Consider the following 17,984-nt stretch of genomic DNA (forward strand, 5'->3'; position numbering starts at 1 on the left):
CGTCAGCCTCCACGGAGAAATCCGGTTCCTCCCACGCCAAGGCGCGGGTCCCTCCTAATTTCACCGCTCCGGCCCCGTGTGTCAGATCACCGTCCGGCCGCAGGTCGGGCTGCGCCCACCCTGCTTTGCCCTTCGGATGACATGAGGTCATCCAAAGTGAAAAGCAGCGATGGCTTCGCCACTGGCGGAACAGGAGGGAGCGCCACGACATGTCGGACCGGATTAGAACACGGGGCAGAGATTGGGCTGCGGCCCATCAGAGGCAGACCTTTGTGACAGGAAAGGCAAGCCCGCCTTCGCACCGGGGACAGGCCCTACTGGTTTCATACAGTTTTCCTCACCGCTGAAGGCAGGACTATCTGCTTTCCGCCATTCTGTTGTTAAGTGGCAGATAGTTATGCCTTTTCCGGTAGTGCCTTCGCTCTCGGGAAGAGATAACTGAATCTCCCAAGGGCGTCATCCCGGTTTGTCAAGATGACTGAAGCAGCCGTTCAGCGTTTGCCATCGCTTCGACCCAAAGAACCCACACCCGTTTTTGTCTTTGAAAAGGCCGCGCTCGTGAAGCATCAAGGCCGGCTCTCATGGCGGTCATTCGGCAGCTTGGTCATCCCGCCCGTCGATCACACAATAGCCTGAGGCCTGCGCGTCATGCTGGGCGCAAGCGCCTCAAGGGCCCGGTAGTGCGACAGGAACACGTCGCCCGTGAGGTGGTGGAGAAAGTCGCTGCGCTTCAGGCGGTCCATGACAGGGCCCTTGACCTCGGACAGGTGCAGGCGGATGCCCGCGTCATCCAGACGATGCATGACCAGTTCCAGGCTTTCCAGGGCGCTGGCATCGATGCTGTTGACGGCCGCGCAGTTCAGGACGACGTGGCGCAGCTCCGGACGCGCCGCCACCTCCTGCTGGATGACGTTCTCGATGGCACGGGCATTGGCAAAGAACAGGCTTTCGTCGATGCGCAGTCCCAGGATATCGGGCATGCAGACCACGTCGTGGCGCCGCACGTTGCGAAAGTGCTGCGTGCCCGGCACCTGGCCGATCACCGCGACATGGGGGCGCGACGTCGCCCAGAGGTGCAGCAGGACCGAGACGGCGACGCCGGCGATGATGCCGCTTTCCACCCCGCGCCCCAGGGTCACCAGCAGCGTCGTGGCCAAGGCCGCGAAATCCGCGCGGGAATATCGCCATGTGCGGGCCAGCGCGCCGAAATCCGCCAGGCTCAGCACGGCCACGATGATGGTGGCGGCCAGGACCGCGATGGGCAGGTGAAACAGCAGCGGCGTCAGGAACAGCGAGGCCAGCGCGATGCCGATGGCGGTGAAGGCCCCGGCGGCCGGGGTCTGGGCGCCGGCGTCGAAGTTGACCACCGAACGCGCAAAGCCGCCGGTGACCGGATAGCCGCTGGAAAAAGCCGCCGCCAGATTGGCCATGCCAAGGCCGATCAGCTCCTGGTCCGGGCTGATGGACTGGCGCCGCTTGGCGGCCAAGGTCTGCGCCACCGACACGGATTCGACGAAGCCGATCAGGGCGATCAGGGTGGCGGCCGGAAAAAGGGCGATCCACAGCGACAGGTCCAGCACCGGCATCGACAGGGGCGGCAGGCCCCGGGGAATGTCCCCCACCACGGCCACGCCGCTTGCGCCCAGGTCGAACCCCATGACGACCAGGATCGAGGCGATGACGACCATCACAGGGCCCGTCCGCGACAGCACGCCCGCGATCCCCGGCGGGACGTTCAGGGCGCAAAGGGTCGGCGCCAGCGATCTGCGCGACCAGAACAGGAACGCCGTCGCCGCAGCCCCGATCGCCAGCGTCGGCAGATGCGTGTCGCCCAGGCCGCCGATCAGCGAGGGGGCCAGCTCGACCAGGGTATGGCCCTGCGCCTGCGTCCCCAGGATATGCTTGAGTTGGCTGGCGGCGATCAGCAGGCTGGACGCGGTAATGAAGCCCGAGATGACCGGATGCGACAGCAGGTTCGCCACGAACCCGAGGCGGAAGATCCCCATCGCCAGCAGGATGAGGCCCGACAGAAACGCCAGCACCAGTGCGGCTGCGATATATTCCGGGCTGCCGGGCGAGGCGACGCTGCCGGCAGCCGTGGCGGTCAGAAGCGAGACGACCGCCACGGGCCCCACCGACAGGGTGCGGCTGCTGCCGAACAGGGCATAGACGACCAGCGGCAGGATCGAGGCATAAAGACCCATGACCGGCGGCAGGCCGGCAAGCATGGCATAGGCCAGCGACTGAGGGATCAGCATGATCGTCACGATCACCGCCGCCATCCCGTCGCTGAGAAAGGCGTGCCGGTCATAGGCACGCCCCCAGGTCAGGATGGGCAGGTAGTGCCTCAGCCCGGCCATGCCTCAGCCCTCGACAGGAAGGCCGTTGGCCTTCCAGGCGGCCAGCCCGCCCTCGATCAGGGTGGCGTCATAGCCCATGGACCGCAGCGTATCGGCGGCCAGCGCCGCGCGCCCGCCCGAGGCGCAGAGCACATGCACCCGGCCCTGGCCGCACAGGCAGGTCAGTTCCGGCACCGCGGTTGCGGCGGTGGCGTCGGCACGGGTCTCCAGAATGCCGCGCGGCACATGCAGCGCGCCCGGCACGCGACCGTCACTGTCCAGTTCCGCCGGTTCGCGCACGTCCAGAACCAGGTCCCCCTTTTCGGCTGCCCCTGCGGCATCCGCAGGAGAGATCGCCGTCACGCGGCGGCGGGCATCCTCGACAAGCTCTTTCATGGTCATGGTCATCATGGGTCTCCTCAGAATTTGTTGACGGGGATCTTCAGGTAGTGCTGGCCGTCGTCTTCGGCCGGGGGCAGGCGGCCGCCGCGCAGGTTGATCTGCAGCGCGGCCAGGATGCGGTCGGGCAGGGCCAGGGTCGCGTCGCGGTCGTTGCGTAGCCTGATCCAGTCCTCGCGCTTTGTTCCGTCCTTGACGTGCCGGTTGGTGGCGCGGTGCTGGGCGACGGTGGCCTCCCATTGCGGCTCGTTCCGGTCATCGGTGCCATAGTCGTGGCCGACGAAAAGCCGCGTCTCGCCCGGCAGGGCCAGGATCTCCTGGATCGAGTCCCACAACTCCTCGGTGGTGCCGCCGGGAAAGTCCGCGCGCGAGGTGCCGACATCGGGCTGCATCAGCGTGTCATGGGTGAAGGCCGCGTCGCCGCAGACATAGGTGATCGAGCCGAGCGTATGGCCCGGCGACAGCATCACCCGGACCTCCAGGTCACCGATGCGGAAGGTCTCGCCCGCCGCGAACAGCCGGTCGAAGTCGCGGGCCGGGTCGAAGGCATCGGGCAGATTGTAGAGGCCCGCCCAGATGCGGGCGATGTCCGGGGCCTTCTCTCCGATGGCGGTGGGCGCGCCGGTCCGCTCTTTCAGCAGCGCCGAGGCCATGACATGGTCGGCATGGGGATGCGTGTCCAGGACCCATTCGACGCTCAGCCCGTTCTGCCGCACCAGGTCCAGCACCTGGTCCATGCTGTCGGTGGAAAAGCGATAGTGCTGCACGTCAAGGTTCCAGACCACGTCGATCAGCGCGGCCTTTCGGGTGGCGGGATCGGCGCAGATGTACTGGATCGACCCGGTGTCGGACTCGTAGATGCCCCAGACATCGGGGCTGCCCGCTCCGCGCGAGGGCGAATGGCGCACGACCGGCTGGGTCAGTTTCGAGGTGCTCATGTTGCTGTTCCTTTCGCGTCAAGAAGTCCCGCGGCCTTGATCCGGCCGCCGATCCACAGCCCCGCCAGCATCATCGGCACGAAGATCAGCGTTCCGGGTGCCAACAGGGGAAGGGCGGTCCAGGCCGGGCCGGGACAAAAGCCGCCGATCCCCCACCCGATCCCGAACAAGGCCGCACCGGTGACCAGCGGCCGGTCGATGCTGCGGTTTCGGGGGATGTCGAAGGTCTGGTCCAGGACCGGCGCCGGGCGCCGCCAGACCAGGCGGTAGCCGATGAAGGCGGTGAGGGTGGCCCCGCCCATCACGAAGGCCAGGCTGGGGTCCCAGCTGCCCGCGAGGTCGAGGAAGTTCAGGACCTTGGCCGGATCGGCCATGCCCGAGATCACCAGTCCCAGCCCGAAGACCAGCCCGCTGAGAAAGCCCCACAGGATGCGCATGTTCAGCCTCCGATGACGTGGCGCAGAAGAAAGACGGTCGCAAAGCCCGCGCCCATGAAGGTCGCCACCGCCGCGAGGGACCGGCCGGACAGCCGCGCCAGCCCGCAGACCCCGTGCCCCGAGGTGCAGCCCGAACCGAGCGCGGTGCCCGTGCCAACCAGAAGACCGGCCACTGCCATCGCGGCCAGGTTCTGCGGGACGGTCTGCGTGACGGCGCCGCCGACCGCCAGGAGGACCAGCGGTGCCGCCAGCAGTCCCAGCAGGAAGGCCCACCGCCAGTCGCGGTCGCTGCCCGCGCCCCGCAGCGGCACGATGCCGCCAAGCGCGCCGGTGGTGATCCCGGCGATCCCGGCGATGCGCCCGAAGATCCCCATGACCATCACTGCGCTGAGCCCGATCAGCACCCCGCCGCCGAGCGAGGCCCAGGGCGTGAATGCGGTCTGCGTGTCCATCTCCATCGCGGTTCCCCATATAAGTTGCGGCACTTGCCCTGCCGCGTCTGACCAGCTATATATTAACTGTGTCTAAATCAGTCAAGGCTAATATAATGAAACTGGACGACCAGGCTTCCCAGGTCCTGCAAGAGCGCGCCGATCATGTCGCCGGCCGGCTGGCCCTGGTCGCCAATGCCAAGCGCCTGTTGATCCTGTGCCAGTTGGCCCAGGGCGAGCGCTCGGTCGGGGCGCTGCAGCAGGCGGTGGGCCTGAGCCAGTCGGCCCTGAGCCAGCATCTGGCCAAGCTGCGCGAGGCCGGCATGGTCGACACCCGCCGCGAGAGCCAGACCATCCATTACCGGATCAGTGATCCTGACATCTCCGTCCTGATGGCCGCCCTCTACGAGGCCTTCTGCAAGGACATCTGACGCGGCCAGAGATCCCGCCCCTGTCGCTGCCCGTCAGATGATCCGGACCTGGGTGCCGACGGGGCACATGCCGAACAACTCCTCGATCTTCTCGTTGTAGAGACCGATGCAGCCGTCTGAGGACAGGCGCCCGATCTTGCGCGTGTCATGGGTGCCGTGGATCAGGTAGGCGGGCCAGGACAGATACATCGCATGCGTGCCCAGCGGATTGTCCGGCCCAGGGCCCATCGGGCGGTAATGGGGGAACCGCTCCATCATCGAGGCGGTGGGCGTCCAGCTGGGACCCTCCTTCTTGCGCACGATCTCGGTATGACCGCGCTTGGTCAGCTCATCCGAGATGGGGACCGTTCCGAGGAGGAGGGCTCCACCACGACCCTGATCGATGGCGAACCCTGGCGAGTTTTCACCATCGCCAATATCAACGGGGGTGCGGGCCATGGTCGGTGACCGAAGCCAAGTGCACAGTCGCCTTTAGGGGATGGGGTGCAGGGGAAGCCGCACACAGGCAAAATTGCCTCAGTCCAGAAGAATGCCGGCACAGCGGGCAGTGTTCTGGATGTGAGACAGCATGGCCGCGCGCGCCGCAACCGGATTGCGCGTTTCCAAGGCCTTCAGGATGCCTTGATGCTCGGCGATGGACTGGCGCATGCGGTCGGGATCGGTATTCGGAATGGGCTGGCGCTGCGTCTCGCTCAGCAAGTGCTGCATGCCTGCATAAATGCCCGCCAGCATCCGGTTGGGGCAGGAATCGGCGATGCCCCCATGCAGCGCCAGGTCGGCCGCGACATGGCCGACGAGGTCGCCGTCATGCCATGCCCGCTCGAAGGTCTCGGCCGCTGTGTTCAACGCGTACAGCCTGTCATCGCTGATCGCGCGGGCCGCAAGGGCGCAGATTTCACCCTCGATCAGCATGCGCGTGTGGAAGACATCGGCAAGGTCATGGGCGTCGTCATAGCGCCATGTCGGGCGCGCCTGCGGCCGGTCCCGGTCGAGCACGAAGGTCCCTCGGGCGGGGAGGGTCTGGATCAGGCCAAGCGTCTCCAGCGTCAGAAGCGCCTCGCGCAAGGTCGGGCGCGAGACGCGCAACTGTTCGGACAGGACCCGCTGCGAGGGCAGCTTGTCCCCCGCCTTGAGTTCACCCGAGCGGATCATCCTTTGCAGCCGGCTTGCCACGCCCTGCGCCACGGGTCCCTTGTCCCACATCACCAGTCTTGCCTCTCTTGTTGGCAGTCTTCTTCGCGCATCGCAGGGGCCTGTCAACGCCATTGCAATGCCGTGCGACCCATGCTGATACTGGTCAGACCGGTTAGGCCGGTCAATCGAATAACAACAACGGGGAGCTTCAGATGTTCGGAGATGGGATGCGCGTTGCGATGACGGCGGCAATGGCACTGGCGGCGTCCGCCTGGTCGGTGGCGGCACAGGAGACGCTGACGGTCGGAGCCAATATCGGCAATGTGCCGTGGGAATTTCAGGACGAGACCGGAGAGTTCGTCGGCTTCGAGATCGACCTGGTCGCCGCAGTGGCCGAGCGCATGGGCGCCGAGGTCGAGACGGTGAACATCCCCTTCAACGGGCTTTTCTCGGCGGTCCAGTCGGGACGCATCGACATCGCCACCTCATCGATCACCATCACCGACGAGCGCCTGCAATCGGTCAGCTTCGCCCAGCCCTACTATGACAGCGATCAATCGCTGACGGCACTGGCCGATGGTCCCAAATCGCTGGAGGAGATGGAGGGCAAGGTCGTCGGCGTCGATACCGGTTCGACCGGCGACATGTGGGCCAGTGAAAATCAGGAGAAATACGGCTTTGCCGAGATCCGGCGCTACGAGGGTCTCGCCCCCGCCATGCTGGACCTGACCGCGGGGCGGCTCGACGGCTACATCTCGGACATTCCGGCGCTGCAGTATTACGTTGTGGACAAGCCGAACCTTGCGGTCGTCGAGCGCATCCCGACGGGCGAGAAATATTCGATGATGTTCGCCAAGGACGCCGAGCTGGCGACGCAGGTGAATGCCGTTCTGGATGACCTGAAGACCGAGGGCGTTCTGGCCGAGCTGCATGAAAAATGGTTCGGCGTCGCGCCCGACGAGGGTTCGTCGACGGTCACCGTCCTGCCGATGCCGTCGCTGGACTGATCCGAAGCACGGGTCCGGGCCACGCCCGGGCCCGAAAGGACGCTCATGGACATTTTCGAGACCTTCCTGAACGCCGAGGTCATGCGGCGGACCTTCCCGCTGTTGCTGCAGGGCCTGTGGATCACGCTGCAGCTGGGCGCGGCCAGCATCGTTGCCGGCCTGGTGCTGGGCCTCGGCCTTTCGATGGCCCGGCTGTATTCCCCGGCGCCGATCCGTTTCCTGACCCGGATCTACATCGACATCTTTCGCTCGATCCCGTTGCTGGTGCTGCTGATCATCGTCTATTACGCCCTTCCCTTCGTGGGTCTTCGGCTGTCGCCCTTCGCCTCCGCCATGGCGGCGCTGACGCTGGTTTCGGGCGCCTATACCGCCGAGATCTTCCGGGCCGGGATCGAGGCGATCCCCAAGGGCCAGTTTGAAGCGTCAGCCGCCCTGGGTCTCAGCGGACGGCAGACGATGGCCGACGTGATCCTGCCGCAGGCGGTCCGGATCGTCATTCCGCCGCTGACGAACAACTCGATCAACGTGGTCAAGGACACGGCGCTGGCCTCGGTCGTGGCGATGCCGGACCTGCTGAAACAGGCGACGCAGGCGCAGGCCCTGGCGGCGAACCCGACGCCGCTGATCGTGGCGGCGGCGATCTATGTCGCCTTCCTCTGGCCGCTGGTTGCGCTGGTGTCCCGCATGGAACGCCGTTTTGCGGCAAGGAGGCGCTGAGATGGCGGGCTTCGTCAGCATCCGCAACCTGCGGAAATCCTATGGCACCTTCGAGGCGCTGAAGGGCATCGACCTGGACGTCGCCAAGGGCGAGGTTGTCTGCATCATCGGCCCCTCGGGGTCGGGCAAGTCGACCTTGATCCGCTGCATCAACCGGCTGGAGGGCTTTTCCGAGGGCAGCGAGATCCGGGTGGACGGCACGCCCGTCACCTCGGGGCGGGCACTGGCCAAGGTCCGCGCCGAGGTCGGGATGGTCTTCCAATCATTCAACCTGTTCCCGCACCTGACCGTGCGCGAGAACGTCATGCTGGCCCCGCGCCGCGTGCGTGGTACCGGCCGCGTGGATGCAGCGGCCCAGGCCGACCGCCTCCTGGCCCGGGTGGGCATCGGCAACCAGGCCGACAAGTACCCCGAGCATCTGTCCGGCGGCCAGCAGCAGCGCGTGGCCATCGCCCGGGCGCTGGCGATGGAGCCGCAGGTGATGCTGTTCGACGAACCGACCAGCGCGCTGGACCCCGAGATGGTGGGCGAGGTGCTGGACGTGATGCGCGACCTGGCCCGCACCGGCGTCACCATGATCGTCGTCACGCATGAGATGGGCTTTGCGTCCCAGGTGGCCGACCGCGTCATCTTCATGGATGCGGGCCAGGTCGTCGAGCAGGGACCGCCCGCGCAGGTGTTGTCCGATCCGCAAGAACCGCGCACGCGCAATTTCCGGGGCGCCGTGCTGAACCACTGATGAAAGACATTCGATGACACAGCTCGACATGGCCTATGTGCAGGCCCAGTTTCCCGGCCTTCAATCCGACTGGGTGTTCTTCGACAATGCCGGCGGCGCGCAGATCGCCCAGCCCGCGCTGGACCGCATGGTCGAGTTCCTGACCCACAGGAACGTCCAGATCGGCGGCAGCTATGCCGTGTCGCAGGCCGCGGCCGATGCGCTGATGGCGGGGCGGCAGGCGGCGGCAACGCTGGTGAACGCCGCCCGCCCCGAAGAGATCGTCTTTGGCCCGTCCACCACGGTGCTGATGGGCAACCTGATGCAGGCGATGCGCCACCAGTTCGCGCCGGGCGACGAGGTGATCGTGACCATGGCCGACCACGAGAGCAACATCGGCCCTTGGCGGCGGCTGGAGGAGTTCGGCGTCACCATCAAGGTCTGGCCGCTGAACGCAGACACGATGGACCTGCAACTGGCGGACCTTGCGCCGCTGATGACCGACCGCACGCGCCTGGTCTGCGTCACGCATGTCTCGAACATCCTGGGCAAGGTGCATCCGGTCGCCGATTTCGCCCGCTTCGTCCATGACCGCGGCGCGCGGATCTGCGTGGATGCGGTCGCCTATGCGCCGCACCGGCTGATCGACGTGCAGGCCTGGGATGTCGACTACTATGTCTTCAGCCTCTACAAGGCCTATGGCCCGCATGGCGCGCTGATGTACGGAAAACATCAGCTACTGGCCGAGCTGGACGGCCTTTATCACTACTTCTACGGCAAGGATAAGGTGACCGCCAAGCTGGAGCCGGGCAATCCCAGCTATGAGGCCGCCTATGCCACCGACGGCATCCTGGCCTACCTGACCGGCCTTGCCCGGCATCACGGGGCCACGGGCGACGACCGCGCATTGGTGGCCGCCGCCTTCGATCTGATCACCGCGCAGGAGGACGCGCTGACGGATCGGCTTCTGACCTGGCTGTCGGCCCGCAACGACTGCCGCATCATCGGCGAGGCGGCGAACCATGCCAGCACGCGCGTGCCCACCATCGCCTTCAAGTTCGATGGCATCGATTCGGGCGCCGTTGCCCGTGCGATGGACGATCATGGCATTGCCATGCGTTTCGGGGATTTCCACTCGCGCCGGCTGGTCGAACATCTGGGCGAGGATCGTGACGGCGGTGTCCTTCGCGTGTCCATGGTCCATTACAACACCCTGGAACAGGTGGACCGGCTTACCGAGGCGCTGGCCCGGATCGTGGCACGAGAGGCGGCATGAGCGGCCTGGACCTGGTCATCACGGGCGGCACCGTCGTCACCGCGGCCGACAGCTATGCCGCCGATATCGGCATCAAGGACGGGCGCATTGCCCAGATCGGCCTGGGCCTCAGCGGGGCCGACAGCATCGACGCGACGGGCCTTCTGGTCCTGCCGGGCGGGATCGACGCCCATGTGCACCTGGATCAGCCGACATCGGACGGCACGGTGATGGCCGACGGCTTCGCCAGCGGCACGCGCTCGGCCGCGGCGGGCGGCAACACGACGGTTCTGCCGTTCGCGCTGCAGATCAAGGGCCAGTCGCTGCGCGCCTGCGTCGAGGACTATCGCCGCAAGGCCGCCGGTCAGTGCCATACCGACGTCGCCTTACACCTGATCGTCAGCGACCCGACGCCACAGGTGCTTGGGCAGGAGCTGCCGGCACTGGTGCGCGACGGCTATACCTCATTCAAGGTCTTCATGACCTATGATGACCTGGTCCTGAACGACGCCCAGCTTCTGGACGTCTTCGAGGTCGCCCGCCGAGAGCGCGCGCTGGTCATGGTTCATGCCGAGGGCCATGACGCCATCAAGCACCTGACCCGGCGTCTGGAGGCCGAGGGTCGCACGGCGCCCTACTACCATGCCGAGGCCCATGCCCAGATCGCCGAGCGCGAGGCGACGCATCGCGCCATCAGCCACGCGCAGCTGATCGACGTGCCAATCGTGATCGTCCATGTCTCGGGGCGCGAGCCGATGGAGCAGATCCAGTGGGCCCGCGCGCGCGGCCTCAGGGTCTTTGCGGAAACCTGCCCGCAATACATCGCCCTGACGGCCGACGACCTGCGCGGACTCGACATGGATTTCGAAGGTGCCAAATATGTCTGCTCGCCCCCACCCCGGGACGCAGCCAGCCAGGCGGCGATCTGGCGGGGGCTGCAGGACGGGACCTTCGACATCTTCTCGTCCGACCACTGCCCGTTCCGCTTTGAAGGCGAGGCCAGCAAGGACAATCCCCGCGCCCGCACCTCCTTCAGATGGGTTCCGAACGGCATCCCCGGCGTCGAGACGCGCCTGCCGATCCTCTTCTCCGAAGGTGTCGGCAAGGGCCGCATCAGCCTGCAGCGTTTCGTGGCGCTGACCTCGACCAACCCCGCACGGCTCTACGGCCTCTATCCGCAGAAGGGCAGCATCGCGATCGGTGCCGATGCGGACCTGGCGCTCTGGGACCCGAACCTGACGCGGCCGATCCGCCAGGCCGACCTGCACCACGGCTGCGATTACACCCCCTATGAGGGGATGCAGATCACGGGCTGGCCGATCCGGACGATCCTTCGCGGGCGCACGATCGCGCTGGAGGGGCATGTGGACCGCGACGCAGCGGGTCGAGAGCTGAACCGTGCCGCCAGCGAGGTCTACTCCCGAGGCACGTGATCTCCGGCGGCCAGGCTTCGCTTGGCTCAATGTGGATTCTCCCGGTGTTCCTCCCCGGCCCCTGCCGGCCAGTCGAGCGCAAGGCGCCTCCCCTGTGCAGTCAACCCGAACTGGTCCCAAGCGCCTTCCGCAGCAGGATCGCACGCGCCAGGTTCGTCCCGCGGAACGGAACGGACGTTTGGGGCAGGGGGAAGGATCGACGCCCGGCGCCCGATATGACAAGCTCGCCTCGCTAGAGGCGCCGAGGATCTGCTGGATGCAAGAATGGGTCAACAAGCTACGGGACCTTTACGAGGGCGATGGCGCCCACGCCCATCAGTTTCGCTATGGTCTGCTGTGCTTTGACATCGGGACCATCCTCTATGTCATAGCCACGTCCTTCACCTCTCATGGCGGGCTTGTTCCCGTCATCGACATCATTCTTGGGGTGCTCATCCTCGCCGATTTCTGCGCACGGCTGGTGGTCAGTCAGCAGAAGTGGCGGTTTCTGGTGAACCCGATCACGCTGGCCGACCTGGTTGCGGTGGCATCCTTCCTGGTCTCGGTTGCGGGGGGCGACGCAGGCTTCCTCCGGGTCCTGCGCACGCTGCGGCTTTTGCACGCCTATCAGCTGCTCGATCGCCTGAGAGTGGACCTCCCCTTCTTTCGCCAGAAGGAGCCGGTGCTGATCGCGGCCATCAACCTCGGCGTCTTCATCTTCGTCATGACCGGCCTCATCTACGCCACCCAGCACCGGTCCAATCCTGAAATCGACAACTATGTGGACGCACTTTATTTCACCGTGACCACCCTCACGACCACCGGCTACGGAGACATTCTTCTGGAGGGGACGTTCGGACGGCTGATCTCGGTCGGCGTGATGATCATCGGGGTGACGCTCTTCCTCCGTCTGGCCCAGGTGATCTTCCGGCCCCGAAAGGTCCGCCAGCCCTGCCAGATCTGCGGCCTCATGCTGCATGATCCTGATGCGGTGCATTGCAAGCATTGCGGCACGACGATCAACATCGCCACGGAGGGCGTCTACTGAAAAGGGTCTAGCACTTGCCGGTCCCACGAGAAGCCTGACAGGCGGCGGCGCATCATCCGCTCCGAACGGGCAAAGCGGGTTCCATCCAGTGTGGCAGGAAAATGCTGCCTGCTTGGATGAGTTGACGCGCGGCTCCTCGCCAGGCTGTTTCAGGAAGTGGCAACACCTGCAGGGCTAAATGCCCGTGCACGGCAGGCACGCCCAGTCCTGCCGCCAAGCGTCCGCTCCGCATGGCGCGGGCGGCACGGAGTGGCTGCCCCGTGACGGTTCCAAAGCGGATCTCTGGAAGCAGGAACACCCGAAGGCCGATTGACGACTGTGGGTCTCGGCTAATGGGATGTGCCGGCTGCTTCCCCACCGTCGTGTTATCCTGAACCGGGATCAACCGTGCAACAAGGACAAGCAGCCATGTGTGCCAAGAAACAAGGAAGCCTCGAAAATCTCTCCATAGTCGGTGTCGATATCGGGAAGGACGTGTTCCACCTGGTCGGCTTTGACCGATCGGGCCAGGTCGTTCTGCGGAGGAAGATCAAGCGTCTCGCATTGCAGGAAACATTCGGCATGCTTCCGCGGTGCATCGTCGGGATGGAAGCCTGCCTTAGTGCCCATGTCGTCAGCCGCACTCTGCGTGGGATGGGCTTCGAGCCGCGGATCATACCTGCGATCTACGTGAAGCCTTTCAACAAGGGTCAGAAGAACGACTACAACGATGCCGAGGCCATCGCCGAAGCCGCCTTGCGCCCGAACCTACGAACCGTCCCGGAGAAGAACCAGGACCAGCTTGATCTGCAGGCGCTGCATCGTGTTCGTTCAAGGCTGGTGTCGCGCCGGACCGCGACCATCAACCAGATCCGCGCCTTTCTGATCGAGCATGGGATCACCGTGCGCTCTGGCCTGCGGGCCCTTAACAACTCGTTCGAGGCAATCCTCGATCAGCGCCGGGATGAGATCTCGCCCCGGATGCGCGGGGTTCTGACTGGCCTTCGAGACGATTGGCACTGGCTGGATAAGCGGATCGACCAGCTCTCAGACGAGATCAAGGAGGTCAGCCGGAGTGAGGAAAGCTGTGCCCGGATCATGTCGATCCCCGGCGTCGGCCCGATGATCTCGACGGCGATGGTTGCAGCCATCGGGAAGGGGGAAGCCTTTGACCGAGGGCGCGACTTCGCGGCTTGGGTAGGCTTGGTGCCCCAGCAGTTCAGCACGGGCGGCCGAACAATCCTCGGCAGGATCACCAAGCGGGGCAGTCGGTATCTTCGGATGTTGCTGGTTCAGGCGGCGCGGATCATCATGATGCGCCCCCACCTTTGGCCGAACTTCAGCTTCGGCAACTGGCTGGCCGGAGCCGTGGCACGCATGCCCGGCAACAAGGCCGCCATCGCGCTGGCCAACAAGCTGGCCCGGATCGCCTGGAGCATCTTGCGTCACGGCACCAGCTTTGACGCTGCAAGAGACAGAGACATGGTGATGGAAGCCGTCTGAGGCTTCCTCCGCCATCACGACGTTCGCGAAAGAGAGAACAGCATGGAACGGATCAACTACGCCCCCAGAGTCTGAGAGCCCTAAGGGTCGTCATCGACCTGTCCGCTAATGAGACCAAGGCGCGTGCGTAACCCCATCATGGCCACGGCCCACGAGCCGATCCAACAGGCCGGATACATATGAGCGACTTCCGCAGCCACGCCAAATTCTCAATTGCGAACAGCAGCCGGCACATACATTTGGGCTCTGTCCGGGAATATCGGCACCTTAGTTCCAAGGTGTCCGCCGTGATCATCAGGAGATACTGACGGCGGGTGGCGGATCGACGAATGTGGGTTTCCGATCCCCACCTTCGGCTGTGGACGGGCCGGTGGTGGCAAGCTGGCGGTCGTTCCCTCTGAGGGAGCCGTTGCTTCGCGTCGGCGGCTAAGCCGCCTCGTCACCTCCGGCGGCTGTGGTGCCTTCCTGACGGCCCCTGCGCCACCGCCCCGCGCCTTTCTGCGACGAGATCCACGACCCTGCAAGGATCAAAGGGGCGGCCAGCAGGAAGGACCATCCGGGAAGTTCGTTGAAGAAGGCCAGTCCCGCGGCGGCGGCCCAGAGGATCGTGAGGTATTCGAAGGGGGCCAGCGCGGCGGCCTCGGCGTGGCGGAAGGACAGCGTCATCAGGATATGCGCGGCCCCCCCGGCAAGGCCCGCGCCCACCAGCAGTGCCGCCTGCGCGGCGTCGGGCCGGACCCAGCCCAGGGGCAGCGTCGCTGCGCCCGCGAGGGCCGAGACGACGGCGAACCAGAAGGCGATGGCGCCGGGACGTTCGTTGGCCAGGGTCAGGCGCCGGACCTGGATCAGCGCCCCGGCGGTCAGGGCGGCGGTCGTGAGGCCCAGCACGATCCCCGCCAAGGCGCCGGGATCAAGGCGGTCCGAGAAGGCGGGCAGGCAGAAGGCCGCGCCCCCGGCAAGGCCCAGAAGCAGCCCTGCGACCCTGCGCGGACCCAAGGCCTCGCCCAGAAGCGCCCAGCCCAGCAGGGCCAGCATCACCGGCGCCAGGTAGGACAGCATGGCCGCCTCGGCCAGCGGAAGAAGGCGGATCGTCGCGAAGGAGGTGAACATCGCCACGGCCCCCAGAAGGCAGCGCGCGACATGGCCGAAGGGTCGGCGCGTCGCCAGGCCGCGGGGAAAATCGCCGCTCCAGACCAGGAAGATCACCAGCGGCAGCAGCGCCAGCGCCGAGCGGAAGAAGACCACCTGGCCCAGCGGCACGGCGTCGCCCAAGGCCTTGATGCAGGCGCTCATTGCGGCAAAGGCCAAGGTCGATGCGATGCGCAACAGGATGCCCCGGCGCTCGGCCGTCATCGGCAGCGCGGCGCGGTCCCGCGCCGGCCTCATTCGGTCCGAAAGCGGATATGGGGGCGGGTCGAGCCCTGGGTCGGCACGACCTCGGCCTCGACCCGGAAGACGTCGCGCAGCAGGGCCTGGGTCAGCACCTCCTCGGGGGCGCCGCAGGCGACCACGGCGCCGCCGGTCAGGACCACGATCCGGTCGCAGAACATCGCGGCCAGGTTGAGGTCGTGCAGCGCCACGATGCTGGTCAGGTCCAGGTCGCGGACCATGCGGAGGATCTCGATCTGGTGATGGATGTCGAGGTGGTTGGTGGGCTCGTCCAGGAACATCACCCGCGGCGCCTGCGCCAGCGCGCGGGCGATATGGACGCGCTGGCGTTCGCCTCCCGACAGCGTCTGCCAAGGCTGGCCGCGGCGGCCGGTCATGTCCACCGAAGCCAGAGCGGCAGTGACTGCGGCCTCGTCCGCGGCCGACCATCCGGACAGCGCCGAACGGTGCGGCGTGCGCCCCAGCCGCACCACGTCCCGGACCGAGACATTGGTGTCCGTCGCGGCATTCTGCTGAACGAAGGCCAGTTGCCGCGCCAGCACGCGGCGGGGCACGGCGGCGATGTCCTGGCCGTTGATCTCGACCCGGCCCGACTGGGGCCGCTTCAGGCCCGACAGCAGCCGCAGCAGCGACGACTTGCCGGACCCGTTCGGCCCGATCAGGCCCAGCGTCTCGCCCTGGCGCACGTCGAGCGAGACGTCGTCGACGATGGTCCGGCGGCGCACGCCCCAGACCAGGTTCCGGGCCAGGACAGTCATGTCTGCGGCCGCGAGCGATAGAGGATAAGGGCAAAGAAGGGCACGCCCACCAGCGCGGTGACGACGCCGATGGGCACCGTCTGCTGGGCGACCACCACGCGCGAGGCGATGTCGGCCAGCACCATGAAGACCGCCCCCACCGCCGCGCAGGCAGGCAGCAGGCGCAGGTGCATGGGGCCCACGACATGGCGCACCGCATGGGGCACCACCAGGCCCACGAAGCCGATCGCGCCCACCATGCTGACGATGGTGGCGGTCATCATCGCCGTGACCCCGAACAGGATCAGCCGGATGCGGGCCACCGGCACGCCCAGGGCCGCGGCATCCTCGTCCCCAAAGGTGAAGGCGTCCAGCGTCCGCGCCATCCACAGGCAGATCGCCAGGCCCAGCACCACCACCGCGATCAGCAGCTGGAAGTCCGGCCAGCGCACGCCGCCGAAGCTGCCCAGCAGCCAGAACATCACGTCCCGCGCCTGCTGGGCATTGCCCGAGGTGGTGACGATATAGGAGGTCAGCGCGTTGAACAGCTGCGAGGCGACGACGCCCGCCAGGATCGTGTGGTTCGGCCCGCTGGTTGCCCCGTTCGACAGCACCGCAACCAGCGCGAAGGCCGCGAAGGCGCCCACGAAGGCCCCCACCGACAGCGACAGGGCGCCCGCGCCGATGCCCAGCACGATCACGCAGACCGCCCCCGTCGAGGCCCCGGCCGAGACGCCCAGAACGAAGGGTTCGGCCAAGGGGTTGCGCAGCAGCGCCTGCAGGATCGCCCCGCAGATCGCCAGCCCGGCCCCGGCCAGCGCGGCGACCAGCGCCCGGCTGAGGCGCAGGTCCCAGACCACGCTTTGTTCGACCGGCGGGATCGGGGCGCCGGTCAGCCCCAGGCTGTTGGTGATGGCCAGGACCACGTGCCCCAGCCCGATGTGATAGTCGCCGATCGCGGTCGCCAGCGCGACCGCGAGGGCGAGGGCCGCAAGGACCAGCGCCAGGAAGAGGACGAGCCAGCCCGTCCCCGCTTCCTTGTCCGCCGCACCTGTCACGGCAGGTCGAGCGCCTTCAGCTGCTGGGCGACTTCCTCGGCGCCGTACAGCGTCCGGATGCTGGGATTCATGGCCGCGCCGCTCATGACGACGATGCGGCCGGACTTGACGGCCTCCATCTGGCTGACCGTCGGATCCGACGTCAGGTAGGCGATCTTGTTGTCCGCCCGGTCCAGGTCCCAGCGGTTCCGGTCCACCTGGGCCGCCACGAAGACCGTGGGATCGGAGGCCATGATGCCTTCCCAGCCCAGCGTCGGCCATTCCGCATCCGTCTTAATCGCGTTCGAGCCGCCCAGGATGTCGGCGATATAGCCCGAGGGACCGTTGCCGCCGCCCAGATAGGCGTCATCCGCCGGCGAGGGGCTGGAGAACCAGAAGAGGAAGGTCAGATCCTCGCGGTCGCCGAATTCGGCCCGCAGCGCCGCCTCGCGCGCCTTGAAGTCGTCGATCAGCGCCGCACCCCGATCGGACACGTCGAAGATCTTCGCAAGCTCCTCGATCTCCTGGTAGAGGAGGTCCATCGTCCACAGGCTGTCGCGGCTGCCATAGGCGTCGGTCCCCTCCACCGCGGTCGAGCAGGCACTGGGCGAGATGTAGGTCGGGATGCCCAGGCATTCAAAGTCCGCACGCTTGGCGACCTTGCTGTCGGGACCCATCAGCGTCAGCAGCATGGCCGGGACGAAATCTGGCTGCTTGGACAGGATGGCCTCCAGGGTCGGAAACTCGACCGTCAGCACCTCGACCTGGCTGTTGGCGGCTTTTAGTTCCGGCAGCACCTCGTTGGGCCAGAAGGCGGTGGCCGCCATCCGGTCCTCCAGCCCTAGCAGGAACAGGATCTCGGCGCTGTTCTGCCCCAGGGCCACGGCGCGTTCGGGCGCCTTCTGGAAGGTGACCTGCTGACCGCAATTCTCGACCGTCAGGGGATAGGTCGTCTGTTCGGCCTGCAGCGGGCTGCAGAGGGCGGCGGCGCAAAGACAGCTGAGCGCCGCGAGGCGTGTGTTCGACATGTTCGGGTCCATAATCCGACAAGGAAAGTCGGATTTGCCTAAGCC

At 66.4% G+C, this 17,984-nt stretch carries 18 protein-coding genes and 1 pseudogene; 8 read left to right on the forward strand and 11 right to left on the reverse strand.

Annotation, left to right across the window (positions count from 1 at the left end; genetic code table 11):
* Nucleotides 1–620: 620 nt before the first annotated feature.
* From ACZ2G3_RS00670 to ACZ2G3_RS00690, 5 genes are read right to left on the reverse strand one after another with little or no spacing between them, the layout of a single operon-like run.
* On the reverse strand, nucleotides 621–2,360 hold the full coding sequence (locus ACZ2G3_RS00670; RefSeq protein WP_470397082.1) for a SulP family inorganic anion transporter: 1,740 nt from the start codon (nucleotides 2,358–2,360) through the stop codon (nucleotides 621–623).
* Nucleotides 2,361–2,363: 3 nt separating this feature from the next.
* Entirely contained in the window at nucleotides 2,364–2,747 is a 384-nt protein-coding gene (locus tag ACZ2G3_RS00675) for a rhodanese-like domain-containing protein (protein ID WP_470397083.1), read from the reverse strand.
* An 11-nt stretch (nucleotides 2,748–2,758) separates the two neighbouring features.
* Nucleotides 2,759–3,676: an MBL fold metallo-hydrolase gene (locus ACZ2G3_RS00680; RefSeq protein ID WP_470397084.1), complete on the reverse strand. Its 918-nt coding sequence runs from the start codon at nucleotides 3,674–3,676 to the stop codon at nucleotides 2,759–2,761.
* Nucleotides 3,673–4,113, reverse strand: a complete 441-nt coding sequence (locus ACZ2G3_RS00685; RefSeq protein WP_470397085.1) for a DUF6691 family protein — start codon at nucleotides 4,111–4,113, stop codon at nucleotides 3,673–3,675. Before ACZ2G3_RS00685 ends, ACZ2G3_RS00680 begins: the two co-directional genes overlap by 4 nt.
* Nucleotides 4,114–4,115: 2 nt before the next feature.
* Nucleotides 4,116–4,571 (reverse strand): YeeE/YedE family protein, encoded by a 456-nt coding sequence (locus ACZ2G3_RS00690; protein WP_470397086.1) that lies wholly within the window; start codon nucleotides 4,569–4,571, stop codon nucleotides 4,116–4,118.
* Nucleotides 4,572–4,660: 89 nt separating this feature from the next.
* On the opposite strand from ACZ2G3_RS00690, the gene ACZ2G3_RS00695 reads away from it, so the two are divergent.
* The gene (locus ACZ2G3_RS00695) at nucleotides 4,661–4,975 is read left to right on the forward strand and encodes an ArsR/SmtB family transcription factor (RefSeq protein ID WP_419268684.1); all 315 of its coding nucleotides are present in this window, start codon (nucleotides 4,661–4,663) and stop codon (nucleotides 4,973–4,975) included.
* A 33-nt stretch (nucleotides 4,976–5,008) separates the two neighbouring features.
* Here ACZ2G3_RS00695 and ACZ2G3_RS00700 read toward each other — a convergent pair.
* Nucleotides 5,009–5,323 (reverse strand): annotated as a pseudogene (locus tag ACZ2G3_RS00700) (L,D-transpeptidase); the annotation flags it as partial.
* A gap of 168 nt (nucleotides 5,324–5,491) precedes the next feature.
* Entirely contained in the window at nucleotides 5,492–6,178 is a 687-nt protein-coding gene (locus ACZ2G3_RS00705) for a FadR/GntR family transcriptional regulator (protein WP_470397087.1), read from the reverse strand.
* A 143-nt stretch (nucleotides 6,179–6,321) separates the two neighbouring features.
* Here ACZ2G3_RS00705 and ACZ2G3_RS00710 point away from each other — a divergent pair, with 143 nt between their 5' ends.
* The 7 genes from ACZ2G3_RS00710 to ACZ2G3_RS00740 all read left to right on the forward strand — a co-directional run bounded on the left by ACZ2G3_RS00710 (nucleotide 6,322) and on the right by ACZ2G3_RS00740 (nucleotide 13,748).
* On the forward strand, nucleotides 6,322–7,116 hold the full coding sequence (locus ACZ2G3_RS00710; RefSeq protein WP_470397088.1) for a transporter substrate-binding domain-containing protein: 795 nt from the start codon (nucleotides 6,322–6,324) through the stop codon (nucleotides 7,114–7,116).
* Between the two features lie 45 nt (nucleotides 7,117–7,161).
* Nucleotides 7,162–7,833, forward strand: a complete 672-nt coding sequence (locus ACZ2G3_RS00715) for an amino acid ABC transporter permease (RefSeq protein ID WP_470397089.1) — start codon at nucleotides 7,162–7,164, stop codon at nucleotides 7,831–7,833.
* A gap of 1 nt (nucleotide 7,834) precedes the next feature.
* On the forward strand, nucleotides 7,835–8,572 hold the full coding sequence (locus ACZ2G3_RS00720; protein WP_470397090.1) for an amino acid ABC transporter ATP-binding protein: 738 nt from the start codon (nucleotides 7,835–7,837) through the stop codon (nucleotides 8,570–8,572).
* A gap of 13 nt (nucleotides 8,573–8,585) precedes the next feature.
* On the forward strand, nucleotides 8,586–9,827 hold the full coding sequence (locus ACZ2G3_RS00725) for a cysteine desulfurase-like protein (RefSeq protein WP_470397091.1): 1,242 nt from the start codon (nucleotides 8,586–8,588) through the stop codon (nucleotides 9,825–9,827).
* Entirely contained in the window at nucleotides 9,824–11,239 is a 1,416-nt protein-coding gene (hydA, locus tag ACZ2G3_RS00730; RefSeq protein WP_470397092.1) for a dihydropyrimidinase, read from the forward strand. The genes ACZ2G3_RS00725 and hydA overlap by 4 nt, the downstream gene beginning before the upstream one ends.
* 256 nt (nucleotides 11,240–11,495) lie before the next feature.
* Nucleotides 11,496–12,266 (forward strand): ion transporter, encoded by a 771-nt coding sequence (locus ACZ2G3_RS00735; RefSeq protein ID WP_470397093.1) that lies wholly within the window; start codon nucleotides 11,496–11,498, stop codon nucleotides 12,264–12,266.
* Between the two features lie 408 nt (nucleotides 12,267–12,674).
* A complete protein-coding gene (locus ACZ2G3_RS00740; RefSeq protein WP_273742991.1) occupies nucleotides 12,675–13,748 on the forward strand; it encodes an IS110 family RNA-guided transposase in 1,074 nt (357 codons plus the stop codon).
* A gap of 426 nt (nucleotides 13,749–14,174) precedes the next feature.
* Here ACZ2G3_RS00740 and ACZ2G3_RS00745 read toward each other — a convergent pair whose 3' ends face one another.
* Genes ACZ2G3_RS00745 through ACZ2G3_RS00760 form a run of 4 tightly spaced genes read right to left on the reverse strand, consistent with a single transcriptional unit; the run spans nucleotide 14,175 to nucleotide 17,939 of the window.
* Nucleotides 14,175–15,134 (reverse strand): DMT family transporter, encoded by a 960-nt coding sequence (locus ACZ2G3_RS00745; protein ID WP_470397094.1) that lies wholly within the window; start codon nucleotides 15,132–15,134, stop codon nucleotides 14,175–14,177.
* The gene (locus ACZ2G3_RS00750) at nucleotides 15,131–15,895 is read right to left on the reverse strand and encodes an ABC transporter ATP-binding protein (RefSeq protein ID WP_470397095.1); all 765 of its coding nucleotides are present in this window, start codon (nucleotides 15,893–15,895) and stop codon (nucleotides 15,131–15,133) included. The genes ACZ2G3_RS00745 and ACZ2G3_RS00750 overlap by 4 nt, the downstream gene beginning before the upstream one ends.
* The gene (locus ACZ2G3_RS00755) at nucleotides 15,892–16,932 is read right to left on the reverse strand and encodes a FecCD family ABC transporter permease (protein WP_470397096.1); all 1,041 of its coding nucleotides are present in this window, start codon (nucleotides 16,930–16,932) and stop codon (nucleotides 15,892–15,894) included. Before ACZ2G3_RS00755 ends, ACZ2G3_RS00750 begins: the two co-directional genes overlap by 4 nt.
* Nucleotides 16,929–17,939, reverse strand: coding sequence for an ABC transporter substrate-binding protein (locus ACZ2G3_RS00760; protein WP_470397097.1), 1,011 nt, complete (start codon nucleotides 17,937–17,939; stop codon nucleotides 16,929–16,931). Before ACZ2G3_RS00760 ends, ACZ2G3_RS00755 begins: the two co-directional genes overlap by 4 nt.
* Between the last annotated feature and the right edge of the window lie 45 nt (nucleotides 17,940–17,984).

The sequence above is a fragment of the Paracoccus sp. KKT209 genome (assembly GCF_055635455.1).

Excerpts from the sequence above, each read along its gene's own strand:
- hydA (WP_470397092.1), top strand. The coding sequence starts at position 9,824 with ATGAGCGGCCTGGACCTGGTCATCACGGGCGGCACCGTCGTCACCGCG.
- ACZ2G3_RS00750 (WP_470397095.1), bottom strand. The coding sequence starts at position 15,895 with ATGACTGTCCTGGCCCGGAACCTGGTCTGGGGCGTGCGCCGCCGGACC.
- ACZ2G3_RS00720 (WP_470397090.1), top strand. The coding sequence starts at position 7,835 with ATGGCGGGCTTCGTCAGCATCCGCAACCTGCGGAAATCCTATGGCACC.
- ACZ2G3_RS00685 (WP_470397085.1), bottom strand. The coding sequence starts at position 4,113 with ATGCGCATCCTGTGGGGCTTTCTCAGCGGGCTGGTCTTCGGGCTGGGA.
- ACZ2G3_RS00695 (WP_419268684.1), top strand. The coding sequence starts at position 4,661 with ATGAAACTGGACGACCAGGCTTCCCAGGTCCTGCAAGAGCGCGCCGAT.
- ACZ2G3_RS00705 (WP_470397087.1), bottom strand. The coding sequence starts at position 6,178 with ATGTGGGACAAGGGACCCGTGGCGCAGGGCGTGGCAAGCCGGCTGCAA.
- ACZ2G3_RS00760 (WP_470397097.1), bottom strand. The coding sequence starts at position 17,939 with ATGTCGAACACACGCCTCGCGGCGCTCAGCTGTCTTTGCGCCGCCGCC.
- ACZ2G3_RS00680 (WP_470397084.1), bottom strand. The coding sequence starts at position 3,676 with ATGAGCACCTCGAAACTGACCCAGCCGGTCGTGCGCCATTCGCCCTCG.
- ACZ2G3_RS00670 (WP_470397082.1), bottom strand. The coding sequence starts at position 2,360 with ATGGCCGGGCTGAGGCACTACCTGCCCATCCTGACCTGGGGGCGTGCC.
- ACZ2G3_RS00725 (WP_470397091.1), top strand. The coding sequence starts at position 8,586 with ATGACACAGCTCGACATGGCCTATGTGCAGGCCCAGTTTCCCGGCCTT.
- ACZ2G3_RS00735 (WP_470397093.1), top strand. The coding sequence starts at position 11,496 with ATGCAAGAATGGGTCAACAAGCTACGGGACCTTTACGAGGGCGATGGC.
- ACZ2G3_RS00745 (WP_470397094.1), bottom strand. The coding sequence starts at position 15,134 with ATGAGGCCGGCGCGGGACCGCGCCGCGCTGCCGATGACGGCCGAGCGC.
- ACZ2G3_RS00740 (WP_273742991.1), top strand. The coding sequence starts at position 12,675 with ATGTGTGCCAAGAAACAAGGAAGCCTCGAAAATCTCTCCATAGTCGGT.
- ACZ2G3_RS00710 (WP_470397088.1), top strand. The coding sequence starts at position 6,322 with ATGTTCGGAGATGGGATGCGCGTTGCGATGACGGCGGCAATGGCACTG.
- ACZ2G3_RS00715 (WP_470397089.1), top strand. The coding sequence starts at position 7,162 with ATGGACATTTTCGAGACCTTCCTGAACGCCGAGGTCATGCGGCGGACC.
- ACZ2G3_RS00675 (WP_470397083.1), bottom strand. The coding sequence starts at position 2,747 with ATGACCATGACCATGAAAGAGCTTGTCGAGGATGCCCGCCGCCGCGTG.
- ACZ2G3_RS00690 (WP_470397086.1), bottom strand. The coding sequence starts at position 4,571 with ATGGAGATGGACACGCAGACCGCATTCACGCCCTGGGCCTCGCTCGGC.